Raw genomic sequence first — 11,906 nt, forward strand, 5'->3', positions numbered from 1 at the left:
CCCCCATGGGCTTAGGACAAAAGTCCGGGGTGAGACTGAGACTGGTGGACGAAGAACCGGGGAGGTGCCGGGTGATGCCGGAGCTGTCGCAGGAGTCCGAGCGGGGGAGACCGGCCCCGCCCTTCGGGGTGGCCGAGGTCACCGGGCCGTCCATGGTGCCCACGCTCTACCACGGGGACCGGCTCCTGGTGCACTACGGGGCCCGGGTCAGGCCCGGCGACGTCGTGGTGCTGCGGCATCCCTTCCAGCAGGACCTGCTGGTCGTCAAGCGGGTCGCCCAGCGCCGTGACAGCGGCTGGTGGGTGCTCGGGGACAACGCGTACGCCGGCGGCGACAGCACCGACTACGGCGTCGTGCCCGATGAACTCGTGCTGGGACGGGTCCGGTTCCGCTACCGGCCGCGCAGGTCCGGCCGGCGGTCGCCCTGGGCGCTGCTGGGCTGGGCGCTGTCGGCGGCCAGGCCCGTGCTCTCGGGCAGGTCGGGCCGGGTGGCCTCCAGGCGTTTGCGGGCGCGGTAGGCCGCCACGTTGGCGCGGGTCGCGCAGCGGTCGGAGCAGTAGCGCCGGGAGCGGTTGGTGGAGGTGTCGAGATAGGCGTTGCGGCAGGGCGCGGCCTCGCACAGACCGAGGCGGTCCGCGCCGTGCTCGGTCAGATGGAACGCCAGACCCATCGCCGCGATCGCCGCGTAGCCCGCCGTCGCGTTCGACGGGTGGTCCGCCAGGTGCATGTGCCACAGGGGGCGGCCGTCGTCGTCGCGGAAGTCGTGCCCGGAGATCTGCGGGCTCACCGGGAACTCCAGCAGCAGTGAGTTCAGCAGGTCGACGGCGAGCCTCTCGTCCCCGGTGTCGGCCGCCTCGAAGACGGCACGCAGCCGCGCCCGGACCGAGCGGAAGCGGGTCACGTCCGCGTCGGTGGCGCGGCGGGCCGCCGACTGGCTGGGCCCGAACAGGTCGCGGACGGCCTCCACCGACGTCAGGGCGTCCTTGCCCCGGGCCGGTTCCTCGGTGTTGACGAGGCGCACGGCGTAGTCCGAGTAATAGGCCAGTTCCACTTGTAGTCCTTACGGAGGGGCTTTGAGGTCGAGGGCGTGCACGTGTAAGAGCTGATGATGCTTCCAGGGTATTACGAGGGAGGGGCTCGATGACGGACGCCGACACCACCACGGCCACCGCCGACTGGCACGCCTGGCAGAAGAGCTGGGACCGGCAGCAGGAGTGGTACCTGCCCGACCGCGAGGAGCGGTTCCGGATCATGCTCGACATGGTGGAGGCACTCGTGGGCACCGCCCCGCGCGTCCTCGACCTCGCCTGCGGAACCGGCAGCATCACCGCCCGGCTGCTCGCCCGCTTCCCGGCAGCCACCAGCACCGGCGTCGACCTCGACCCGGCGCTCCTGGCCATCGCCGAGGGCACCTTCGCCGGTGACGAGCGGGTCGGCCTGGTCACCGCCGACCTCAGGGATCCCGACTGGCCCTCGAAGCTGCCGTACGACTCCTACGATGCCGTCCTGACCGCGACGGCCCTGCACTGGCTGCACCGGGAACCCCTCGCGGACCTCTACGGCCAGGTCGCGGGACTCGTCCGCGCCGGCGGTGTCTTCATGAACGCGGACCACATGATCGACGAGTCGACGCCCCGGATCAACGCGGCGGAGCGCGCGCAACGGCACGCCCGTATGGATCAGGCCAAACGGGACGGCATCCTCGACTGGGCCGAGTGGTGGCGGCTCGCGGCCGAGGACCCGGTTCTCGCGGGACCCACCGCCCGGCGCTACGAGATCTACGGCGAGCACGCGGACGGCGACATGCCGTCGGCGCAGTGGCACGCGCGCGAACTGCGCGACAACGGGTTCGGCGAGGCCAGGCCGGTGTGGTGCTCGCCCTCGGACACCCTGCTGCTGGCCCTCAAGTAGCGCAGACGAAGGGGGCGGCACGGAAACTCCGTGCCGCCCCCTCGCCGTGCGTACCGTCAGAGCACCTTGGACAGGAACGACTTCGTCCGCTCGTGCTGCGGGTTGGTCAGCACCTCGCGCGGGTGGCCGGATTCGACCACCACGCCGCCGTCCATGAAGACCAGGCTGTCGCCCACCTCGCGGGCGAAGCCCATCTCGTGGGTGACGACGATCATCGTCATGCCGGACTCGGCCAGGTCGCGCATGACGTCCAGGACGTCACCGACCAGCTCCGGGTCCAGCGCCGAGGTCGGCTCGTCGAACAGCATCAGCTTCGGGTCCATGGCGAGGGCCCGGGCGATGGCGACGCGCTGCTGCTGACCGCCGGAGAGCTGGGAGGGGTAGTTGCCCGCCTTGTCGGCCAGGCCCACCCGGTCCAGCAGTTCCAGGGCGCGCTCGCGGGCCTTGCCCCTGCTCACGCCCTTGACCTGGACCGGCGCCTCCATGACGTTCTCCACGGACGTCATGTGCGGGAACAGGTTGAAGCGCTGGAAGACCATGCCGATGTCCCGGCGCTTGACCGCGACCTCGCTGTCCTTCAGCTCGTAGAGCTTGTCGCCCTTCTGCCGGTAGCCGACCAGCTCGCCGTCGACGTACAGACGGCCGGCGTTGATCTTCTCCAGGTGGTTGATGCACCGCAGGAAGGTCGACTTGCCGGAGCCGGAGGGGCCGATGAGGCAGAACACCTCGCCGGTCTTCACCTCCAGGTCGATGCCCGTGAGGACTTCTACGGGGCCGAAGGACTTGTGGACGCCCTCGGCCTTGACCATGACGGTCATGCGGTGCCTCCCTTCGGCTTGGAGCGGCTGGACAGGGAGAGCACGTTCGCCCTGATCTTCTGGAACGGCGTGGCCGGCAGGGACCGGCTCGAACCACGCGCGTAGTACCGCTCCAGGTAGTACTGGCCGACGCTGAAGACCGAGGTCAGCAGCAGGTACCAAGCCGCCGCCAGGAACAGCATCTCGGCGGGGGCACCGGATGTCTGGCCGATGTCCTGGGCCGCGCGCAGCAGTTCCGGATACTGGACGACCGAGACCAGCGAGGTCGTCTTCAGCATGTTGATGACCTCGTTGCCCGTCGGCGGCACGATCACGCGCATCGCCTGCGGGATGACGATCCGGCGCAGCGTCCTGGCGTGGCTCATGCCCAGGGCGTGCGACGCCTCGGTCTGGCCCTCGTCGACCGAGAGCAGACCGGCACGGCAGATCTCCGCCATGTACGCGGCCTCGTTCAGGCCGAGGCCCAGCAGCGCCGTCAGGAACGGGGTCATGAAGTCCGACCACTCGTCCTTGTAGAACGGCCCGAGGTTGATGTACTCGAAGACCAGGCCCAGGTTGAACCAGACGATCAGCTGGACCAGGACCGGGGTGCCGCGGAAGAACCAGATGTAGAACCACGCGATCGACGAGGTCACCGGGTTCTTCGACAGGCGCATCACGGCGAGCAGGACGCCGCCGATGATGCCGATCGCCATGGACAGGACGGTCAGCAGGAGGGTCTTGCCGACGCCGTCCAGGATGCGGTCGTCGAAGAAGTAGTCCGGGATCGCGCCCCAGTTGATCTTGCCCTGGGAGAACGCGTAGACGATGCCGCCCAGCAGGGCGAGCGCGACGACGGCGGAGACGTACCGCCCGTAGTGCCGGACCGGGATGGCCTTGATGGCCTCCGGTCCGGCCGGGGGCGTGTCGGCCGGCGTCTTGTCGATGTCAACAGTCACGGGTGTTGCCTTTCAGTGCCGCTGCGCTGCGGTCACTTGCCGCCGTTGATGGTGGCCGCGTCGATGGAGCCGTCCGTGACGCCCCACTTCTTCATGATCTTCTCGTACTCGCCGCTCTTGATGACGGCGTCGAGAGCGGCCTTCAGGGCGTCACGCAGCTGCGCCTGGTTCTTGGCGACCGCGATGCCGTACGGGGCGGCCTCGACCTGCTCGCCGACGATCTGGAAGTCCTTGCCGCCACCGGAGGTCTTCACCGCGTACGCGGCGACCGGGAAGTCGGACGAGCCGGCGGCCGCGCCACCAGCGCGCAGACGGGTCTGGGCCTGCTGGTCGTTGTCGAAGGCCTCGATGGCGATCTTCTTGCCGGCCGGGCACTTCTTCGACTCGGCCTTGGCGAGGTCCTCCGAGACCGTGCCGCGCTGCAGCACGATCTTCTTGCCGCACAGGTCGGACCAGGTCTTGATGCCCTGGTCGTCACCCTTCTTGGTGTAGATCGACACACCGGCGGTGAAGTAGTCGACGAAGTCGACGCCCTCGCCGACCTTCTTGCCGGTGTCGGAGTCGATGCCCTCCTGGCGGTCCTTGGTGTCGGTCATCGCGGACATGGCGATGTCGTACCGCTTGGAGCGCAGACCCGTGATCAGCGTGTCGAAGGTGCCGTTCTCGAACTGGAAGTCGACCCCGAGCTGCTTGCCCATGGCAGCGGCGAGGTCCGGGTCGATGCCGACCACCTTGCCGGAGCCGTCCTTGAACTCGACCGGGGCATAGGCGATGTCGGAGCCGACCTTGATGACGCCCTTGTCGCGGATGGCCTGCGGCAGCTTGTCCGCGAGCGGGGCGGAGGCCGCGGTGTCGCTGGAGCCGGTGTCCTTGGTCTGGTCACCGCATCCGGTGAGCATCAGCGCGCCTGCGACCGCGATCGCACCGACCGCTGCTAGCCGGGAGTGCGCGGCGGTCGTACGACGGGTGGAGCTTGCGGTCATGGTGGGTTCCTCCGGCGGATGGGTGGAGTTGCCGATGGGGCGGGCCGCCGCCGATGGGATCGGCACGGCCGGGGCACGCCGAAGGTTTCGGCAGTGCCGTGGGTCGACGAGAGCACACCTCTTCGAGTGCCGCGACCTCGTGTGATTACGGCATCTTGCCATTCGGACTGCGCGATTCTGGGGGCCAGCCATGTCAAAATCGGATAACGGGCGACCCCCGAACCGCATCACTCCGGTACATCACGGCCGGACCTTCTATGGGAATCACCCGTTCCGGCAGGAAGATCTTCGGTAAATCCCGAGATTTCGATACGGGGACCGCGAACTTCACTGATGGTTGAGTGGGTGTAGCTCGTTTGTCCAGGTCTTGTCCCTATTTTGGACGAAGAGTCAGGCCCCCGTCATGTGACCTTCGCGTTATGGACTCGTCGGCGACGCGGTCCGTCCGGTAAGAAGGGTCTTTACACCCCTCATCCGGGGCTCAGGGCGCGTGTGCGGCGCGCCCGTCGCGTACGCGCCCGTACGGATACCCGTACAAGCACGACATGGGTCTACGCGGTGCCCGCCCACCCCTCACCAGGAGTGGCCACCCTCAAAACAATGAAGATCTAAGGGGTAAAACGAAGTGGCAGCGGAGATCGTCAATCCTCGCAGCGAGAGCAAGACCGGCGATACGGATCACGAGGGCAGTGCGGAGCCCCTCGACTCCTTCGACCCGGCGTTCGCACTGCACCGCGGCGGCAAGATGGCCGTGCAGGCCACCGTGCCGGTCCGCGACAAGGACGACCTGTCCCTGGCGTACACGCCCGGCGTCGCGAAGGTGTGCAGCGCGATCGCGGAGCAGCCGGAGCTCGTGCACGACTACACGTGGAAGTCGTCGGTCGTCGCCGTCGTGACGGACGGTACGGCCGTGCTGGGGCTCGGTGACATCGGGCCCGAGGCCTCCCTCCCGGTCATGGAGGGCAAGGCGATCCTGTTCAAGCAGTTCGGTGGCGTGGACGCGGTTCCGATCGCCCTGAACTGCACGGACGTCGACGAGATCGTCGAGACCGTGGTGCGGCTCGCGCCGTCGTTCGGCGGCGTCAACCTGGAGGACATCTCGGCACCGCGGTGCTTCGAGGTCGAGCGGAAGCTGCAGGAGCGGCTGGACATCCCGGTCTTCCACGACGACCAGCACGGCACGGCCGTGGTGACGCTGGCGGCCCTGCGGAACGCCGCGCGGCTGAGCGGGCGGGCCCTCGGGGAGCTGCGGGCCGTCATCTCCGGCGCCGGCGCGGCCGGTGTCGCCATCGCGAAGATGCTGGTCGAGGCCGGCATCGGGGATGTCGCGGTGGCCGACCGCAAGGGTGTCGTGTCGGCGGACCGGGACGACCTCACGCCGGTGAAGAAGGAGCTGGCCGGATTCACGAACAAGGCCGGGATCACCGGGTCGCTGGAGGCGGCGCTGGACGGGGCCGATGTGTTCATCGGCGTGTCCGGTGGGACGGTTGCGGAGTCCGCGGTGGCGACGATGGCCAAGGGCGCGTTCGTTTTCGCCATGGCGAACCCGAACCCCGAGGTGCATCCCGAGGTCGCCCACAAGTACGCGGCGGTCGTCGCGACCGGGCGGTCGGACTTCCCGAACCAGATCAACAACGTGCTGGCTTTCCCGGGGATCTTCGCCGGGGCGCTGCAGGTGCGGGCCTCCCGGATCACCGAGGGGATGAAGCTGGCCGCCGCGGAGGCGCTGGCGGCCGTGGTCGGGGACGATCTCGCCGCCGACTACGTCATCCCGTCGCCGTTCGACGAGCGGGTCGCTCCGGCTGTCACGGCCGCGGTGGCGGCGGCTGCTCGGGCGGAGGGCGTGGCCCGGCGCTGACGGTGATGCCGACGCTGGTGTGAGGTGGCCCCGCCCGGGATCGGGTGGGGCCATTTCTTTGCGCTGGGGTGGGGCTGTTCGGGTGGTGCGGGGTGCGCGGCTTCGCGTGACGCCGGGTGGTGGGTCGGGGCCGCGCCGGGGGTGTCCGTCCTCGGAACGGCGCGATGGGATCCCACGCCGACTGACTGTCCGTTGACGCGCCAACCGTTGCGGGCGGACACCCCCCGACACGGCCCCTTCTCGCCGTACGCGGGTGCGGGAGCGTCCCGCCTCGCGTCGAATCCGCACAGCACCGCCGCCTGCCTGGCAAGAGGGCGTGTCTCACAGGGGCGGATGGTTCCTTCGGTCCCTCGCGGAACCTATCGTCAAGGTCATGTTCGCTGTCTACGCCGCCCGAATCGACCGCGACCAGCCGCTGTCCGGCCTGGAGTTGGGGGAGCGTCCGGCTCCCGAGGCCCGTCCCGGCTGGAGCACCGTCACGGTCAAGGCCGCCTCCCTCAACCACCATGACCTCTGGTCCCTGCGGGGCGTGGGCCTCGCAGAGGACAAGCTGCCGATGATCCTCGGTTGTGACGCCGCCGGTGTCGACGAGGACGGCAACGAGGTCGTCCTGCACTCCGTGATCGGACAGAGCGGGCACGGGGTCGGCCCGAAGGAGCCCCGTTCCATCCTCACCGAGCGTTATCAGGGCACCTTCGCGGAGCAGGTCTCCGTGCCGACCTGGAACCTCCTGCCCAAGCCCAAGGAGCTCTCCTTCGCGGAAGCCGCCTGTCTGCCCACGGCGTGGCTGACCGCGTACCGGATGCTGTTCACCAATGCGGGGGTACGGCCCGGGGACTCCGTGCTGGTGCAGGGCGCCGGCGGCGGTGTCGCGACGGCCGCGATCGTGCTGGGCAAGGCCGCCGGGCTCCGGGTCTTCGCCACCAGCCGCGACGAGGCCAAGCGGAAGCGGGCCGTGGAGCTGGGGGCCGTGGAGGCGCTGGAGTCGGGGGCGCGGCTGCCGCAGCGGGTGGACGCCGTCATCGAGACCGTCGGGGCCGCCACCTGGTCGCATTCGGTGAAGTCGCTGAAGCCCGGCGGCACGCTGGTCATCTCCGGCGCCACCAGTGGCGACCGGCCTTCGCACGCCGAGCTGACCAGGATCTTCTTCCTCGAACTCAAGGTCGTCGGGTCCACGATGGGCACCAAGGACGAGCTGGAGGACCTGCTGTCCTTCTGTGCCGCCACCGGGGTGCGGCCGGTCATCGACGAGGTCATGCCGATGGACCGGGCGCGTGAGGGCTTCGAGCGCCTGGCCTCGGGTGAGCAGTTCGGGAAGATCGTGCTGACGAATTCCTGAGTGCCCTCAGAGGTGCGTTGACGGTCGGTCCCGGGTGGACCGGCCGTTTTCGTCTGTCAACTGTGGTTGACGCGAGGGGATTGTCAACGTAGGTTGACTTCATGACCGAAGCAACGGATCTGGCCGAGCGTGCGGGTGACCGTGATCCACGGGTCGGCCTGCGGGCCGTCGCCGCGCTGCGTCGGCTGCTGGAGCAGCTGGAAGCCGTACAGGTGCGCAGCGCGCGCAACCAGGGCTGGTCGTGGCAGGAGATCGCCACCGAACTCGGTGTGAGCAGGCAGGCCGTGCACAAGAAGTACGGGAGGCATTGATGTTCGAGCGGTTCACCAAAGACGCCCGGGATGTAGTGAAGAGTGCTTACGCGTATGTGGAGGGGAGCGGTGAAGGCGGGCGGTGCGTGGAGCCCGAGCACCTGCTGCTGGCCCTGCTGGACAAGGAGGGGAGTCGGGGGTCCTTCGCGCTCGCCGCTCTCGGGCTCGGTGAGGGCCGGGAGTCCGTGCGCGAGGCGCTGCGTGAGGCGCGGCGGCGAGCCGGGCTGACGCAGGCCGAGACCGATGCGCTCGCGGGGCTGGGGATCGACGTGGCGGAGATCGTCGCCCGGGTGGAGGAGACGCACGGGGTCGGCGCCCTGGCCGGTGACCGGACGGACAAGCGGTGGTGGTCGGGCCGTACCTCCTTCGGGCGGGGGGCCAAGGATGTGCTGGAGCGTTCCTTGCGGGTCGCACTCGCCCAGCGGGACCGGCACATCGGGGACGAGCACATCCTGCTGGCGCTGACCATCCGTCCCGGAGTGCCGGCCGAGGTCCTCGCCGACCGCGGGGTGACGTACGCGTCCCTGACGCGGGTGCTGTACGGGAGTGGCGGCGAGGCCAAGGCCGGCTGAAAGGCTGCGCGCCGGGTGCCTACTTCTGCTGCGCGCGCAGGAGGGCTCCTATGTGGGCCGCCGCCGTCGACAGATGGCGGCGGGCGTCGTGCAGTTGGCCGGGGGTCACGCCGTGGTCGCGAGCCGCGTCACGGATGTCGTCCCGGAAGCGGTCGAGCAGACGGTCCAGGTCGCGGGCCGGGTCGCCGGTGGAGTCCGCGGTGTCCTCGTGGGCCCAAGCCGGTTCGTAGGCGGCCGGGAAGTCCTCCGGGGGCTTGGCGTGGGTCGGCTCCGCGGCGGGCTTGCCGGTGCCCGGCCAATCGAAGCCCAGGTCCTTGCCGAAGTCCTTGCCGTAGTCCTTGCCGAACTCGCCCACCTCCTTGACCAGTTCACTCAGGCCCTCACGCAGCCCCGTCGGCCAGTCACCCCGGGCGAAGTGGTCCTGCACCTGCTCCTGGACACGGCGTGTGATGCGCTGCACCTGTTCCTGGGCCTGGACCCGGGCCTGCTCCTGGGCCTCCTTCGCCTGGCGGCGGGCGCGCTGGGCGTCCTCGCGGGCGCGGCGGCTCTCGTCCTTGGCGCGCCGGGCCTGCTCCTTCCACTCCTGCCGGGCGCGGCGCATCTCCTCCTTGGCGATGCGCCAGGCCTCCTTGTCGCCGTACTGCGAGAAGTCGCCGTAGGGGGTGCCCGTCGTGTCGTCTGCCGTGCTGCCGTTGCCCCGGCGGGCCTCCGTCGCCGCCGCGCGCATCTCGCGGCGCAGGTCGCCGGCGGCTCCGCGCACGTCGGCCTGGATCTCCGCGGCCAGCTCCGCGACCGACTCACGGATCTCCAGCTCCAGGTCGGCCAGCTCGCCGCTGCGGTCGGCCAGTTCGGCGCGGCCCGTGTCCGTGATCGAGTAGACCTTGCGGCCGCCCTCGGTGGTATGGGTGACCAGGCCCTCGGCCTCCAGCTTGGCCAGACGCGGGTAGACCGTGCCCGCCGATGGCGCGTACAGCCCCTGGAAGCGCTCCTCGAGGAGGCGGATCACCTCGTAGCCGTGGCGGGGCGCCTCGTCCAGCAGCTTCAGCAGGTAGAGGCGGAGACGGCCGTGGGCGAAGACGGGGGGCATGTCAGAGCACCTTCTTGTCGGTTGTGCCGTCGGCCGGGACGGTGGCGGGGGCATCGCCCGGGCCGGAGACGGAATTGTCTCCCGAGCCGTCCCGGGCACCGCTCGCCGGGGCTGCCGCCGTGCCACTGCTGCCGGGCCGGGCGCCCCATGGCGCGTCGTCGTGATCGTCCTCTCCGGCGGGGCGACGGAGCAGGGCGATCGAGCCGGAGACGGTGGTGGCCCGCAGTTTGCCGGTGCCCGCGCCGAGCCGGCCCGTGATCTTGTGGGTTCCCCACTGGCCGTGCACCCGCAGGCCTTCGAAGGCGTTGGAGAGGGCGCCGCTCGCGGTGTTCGCCTCGACCTCCGCGTCCGCCGGGTACGGCAGCCGGATGGCGATCTCGCCCGAGACGCTGGTCAGCCGGACGTCCGTCGGGCCGTTCGGGTCGAGGTCGACGATCATCGAGCCGCTGACCGTCTCCGCCCGTACGGAGGGGCCCGAGCCCTCGATCACCGTGAGGTCGCCGGAAACGGAGTTGAACCGCAGGTCGCCCGTCACGCCCTGGGCCTCCAGGCCGCCGGAGACCGTTTCGGCGCGCACCGGCCCGGACAGGCCCACCAGTGTCGTGTCGCCCGTGACGCCCTTCACCACCGACGGGCCGTGCATGCCGGAGATCACGGCGGCCGCGCCCACGACGCCCACCTCCACGCGCGTGCCGATGGGGACGGCCAGGGAGACCACCGCGCTACGGCGCCAGCCCTTGCGGTCCAGCCACTTCAGGAAGCCCTTCCATGGCAGGTCCTCGTAGGCCACCGTGAGTGTGCCGTCCTGGTGGGTCACCACCAGAGGTGGCCCCTCGATCTCGGACACCTCCAGGCGGGCGGAACCTTCGTCCGTGCCCACCACGTTCACCGTTCCGTTGACGAGACGTACCCGCAGGGCGCTCACGGGCGCGTCGAAGGTGAGCTTCCTCGGCTCTGTGACGGACCACTCGGACATGGTGGAGACCTCCCCGACTCGACGCGCCATATCGCGTCCTCTCGTATTCACGATATATCGCGGTCGGGGAAAGTCAAGACACCCATTTCGGGGACGGGTGGACGGTCAGAAATGCTCAAATGGGATGAATCGGCCTAGCGTGTGACCATGTCGACGGAAGCTGCTCGCACCGGACCCGTGCCCGGGGCGCTCCTGCTGTGCCGGGCGGCACCCGCGTCCGTAGCTCCTGTCGCCCGGCTGCTGCGCGAACCGATGCGGCTCATTCGCGCGGGTGACGAGTGGAGCGTCCTCGTCCCCGGCGGCGGGCCCTGGCGGGACGGCATCGAGCCCGTCGACCGCGTGGTCACCGGCTGGGCCACGGCCCTCGCCGTCGGCGCGCCCTGGCCCGTCATCGCCCTGTGGTGGGACACCGACCACGCGGGATTCACGCTCGCGTCCGGCTTCCGCCGCCCGGTCGGCTTCGTGTGGCTCGCCGGCGGCGTGCCGGTGGGGGAATCCGAGGCCCTGCACACCTTCGCCGCACGGTTGGGTCTCGATCCCGTCCTCGACGTCCAGGCCCTCGACGAGCTGGCCGAACCCGACTCCGAGGCCGACGCCCGCACCCGTCTGCGCGGGCTGCTCGCGGTCCTCGCGCGCCAGGGCGTCGTACTGCCCGCAGGACTCGCCCCCGGCGCACCCGCCGACCGCCTCCTGGAGGCCGCCGCCCGCGTGCCGGGCAGCCTGCCCGTCGAATGGCCGGGCCGACGTGACGCGGTCGCGGAACGCGGCACCGTCGACCACGGCCGCCTCGGCCTTTGGATGCCCTGGGCCGGCGGCCCCGGGGCCCGCGCAGTGGCCCTGGCGCAGGTGGCGGTGGGCGCGCCACTGCTGTCCTGGGGCCTGCGCAGGCGCAGCGGCGGCTGGGGCTGGGTCACGGCCGGAGCCGTGCTCCTCGCGCACGGCGCGGCGGGCCTGACCTGCACCTTCACCACCCGCGCGACTGACGCCGGGGAGTGGCCGAAGCCCTGCTCCTAGCGCACGGCCGCCGGGCCCGACCTGTGCCCTGACGCACTTGCGCGGCTGACGCCTCGAAAGCGGATGGAGCCGGTCCCCGCGCGTCGTTCTCGTAGCCGC

The 11,906-nt window shown here is 70.3% G+C and carries 12 protein-coding genes and 1 pseudogene; 7 read left to right on the plus strand and 6 right to left on the minus strand.

The genetic code is table 11. From position 1 onward, the window contains the following. The first annotated feature begins 74 nt into the window (after positions 1 to 74). Positions 75 to 518 carry a nickel-type superoxide dismutase maturation protease gene (gene sodX, locus ABTX60_RS20260; RefSeq protein WP_352098386.1) on the plus strand — a complete coding sequence of 148 codons (444 nt, stop codon included), beginning with the start codon at positions 75 to 77 and terminating at the stop codon, positions 516 to 518. A gap of 44 nt (positions 519 to 562) precedes the next feature. Here the strand turns inward: sodX and ABTX60_RS20265 are convergent. Further along, positions 563 to 1,051 (minus strand): annotated as a pseudogene (locus ABTX60_RS20265) (CGNR zinc finger domain-containing protein); the annotation flags it as partial. 89 nt (positions 1,052 to 1,140) lie between these two features. On the opposite strand from ABTX60_RS20265, the gene ABTX60_RS20270 reads away from it, so the two are divergent. Continuing rightward, the gene (locus tag ABTX60_RS20270) at positions 1,141 to 1,911 is read left to right on the plus strand and encodes a class I SAM-dependent methyltransferase (protein WP_352098387.1); all 771 of its coding nucleotides are present in this window, start codon (positions 1,141 to 1,143) and stop codon (positions 1,909 to 1,911) included. 56 nt (positions 1,912 to 1,967) lie between these two features. Here the strand turns inward: ABTX60_RS20270 and ABTX60_RS20275 are convergent, their stop codons facing one another. The 3 genes from ABTX60_RS20275 to ABTX60_RS20285 are packed head-to-tail and all read right to left on the minus strand — an operon-like array spanning position 1,968 to position 4,650. Beyond that, positions 1,968 to 2,729, minus strand: a complete 762-nt coding sequence (locus ABTX60_RS20275; RefSeq protein ID WP_352098388.1) for an amino acid ABC transporter ATP-binding protein — start codon at positions 2,727 to 2,729, stop codon at positions 1,968 to 1,970. Then, complete coding sequence (locus ABTX60_RS20280; protein WP_352098389.1) at positions 2,726 to 3,667, minus strand: amino acid ABC transporter permease; 942 nt, start codon at positions 3,665 to 3,667, stop codon at positions 2,726 to 2,728. Before ABTX60_RS20280 ends, ABTX60_RS20275 begins: the two co-directional genes overlap by 4 nt. Before the next feature lie 32 nt (positions 3,668 to 3,699). Further along, positions 3,700 to 4,650 carry an ABC transporter substrate-binding protein gene (locus ABTX60_RS20285; protein WP_352098390.1) on the minus strand — a complete coding sequence of 317 codons (951 nt, stop codon included), beginning with the start codon at positions 4,648 to 4,650 and terminating at the stop codon, positions 3,700 to 3,702. Positions 4,651 to 5,275: 625 nt separating this feature from the next. Here ABTX60_RS20285 and ABTX60_RS20290 point away from each other — a divergent pair. The 4 genes from ABTX60_RS20290 (at position 5,276) to ABTX60_RS20305 (ending at position 8,730) form a co-directional block, all read left to right on the plus strand. Then, positions 5,276 to 6,508: an NAD(P)-dependent malic enzyme gene (locus ABTX60_RS20290; protein WP_352098391.1), complete on the plus strand. Its 1,233-nt coding sequence runs from the start codon at positions 5,276 to 5,278 to the stop codon at positions 6,506 to 6,508. 373 nt (positions 6,509 to 6,881) lie between these two features. After that, on the plus strand, positions 6,882 to 7,847 hold the full coding sequence (locus tag ABTX60_RS20295) for a zinc-binding dehydrogenase (RefSeq protein ID WP_352098392.1): 966 nt from the start codon (positions 6,882 to 6,884) through the stop codon (positions 7,845 to 7,847). A 101-nt stretch (positions 7,848 to 7,948) separates the two neighbouring features. After that, complete coding sequence (locus tag ABTX60_RS20300) at positions 7,949 to 8,158, plus strand: helix-turn-helix domain-containing protein (protein ID WP_009313642.1); 210 nt, start codon at positions 7,949 to 7,951, stop codon at positions 8,156 to 8,158. Beyond that, entirely contained in the window at positions 8,158 to 8,730 is a 573-nt protein-coding gene (locus ABTX60_RS20305) for a Clp protease N-terminal domain-containing protein (RefSeq protein ID WP_352098393.1), read from the plus strand. Before ABTX60_RS20300 ends, ABTX60_RS20305 begins: the two co-directional genes overlap by 1 nt. A gap of 19 nt (positions 8,731 to 8,749) precedes the next feature. On the opposite strand, the gene ABTX60_RS20310 is transcribed toward ABTX60_RS20305, so the two are convergent. Together ABTX60_RS20310 and ABTX60_RS20315 are read right to left on the minus strand one after the other, a co-directional pair. Next, on the minus strand, positions 8,750 to 9,817 hold the full coding sequence (locus ABTX60_RS20310) for a PadR family transcriptional regulator (protein ID WP_352098394.1): 1,068 nt from the start codon (positions 9,815 to 9,817) through the stop codon (positions 8,750 to 8,752). A 1-nt stretch (position 9,818) separates the two neighbouring features. Beyond that, positions 9,819 to 10,793 carry a DUF4097 family beta strand repeat-containing protein gene (locus tag ABTX60_RS20315; RefSeq protein ID WP_352098501.1) on the minus strand — a complete coding sequence of 325 codons (975 nt, stop codon included), beginning with the start codon at positions 10,791 to 10,793 and terminating at the stop codon, positions 9,819 to 9,821. Between the two features lie 147 nt (positions 10,794 to 10,940). Here ABTX60_RS20315 and ABTX60_RS20320 point away from each other — a divergent pair, with 147 nt between their 5' ends. Then, a complete protein-coding gene (locus tag ABTX60_RS20320; RefSeq protein ID WP_352098395.1) occupies positions 10,941 to 11,807 on the plus strand; it encodes a hypothetical protein in 867 nt (288 codons plus the stop codon). Positions 11,808 to 11,906 lie beyond the last annotated feature (99 nt).

The organism is Streptomyces sp. NPDC126510 (assembly GCF_040302345.1).
Taxonomy (GTDB): Bacteria; Actinomycetota; Actinomycetes; order Streptomycetales; family Streptomycetaceae; genus Streptomyces.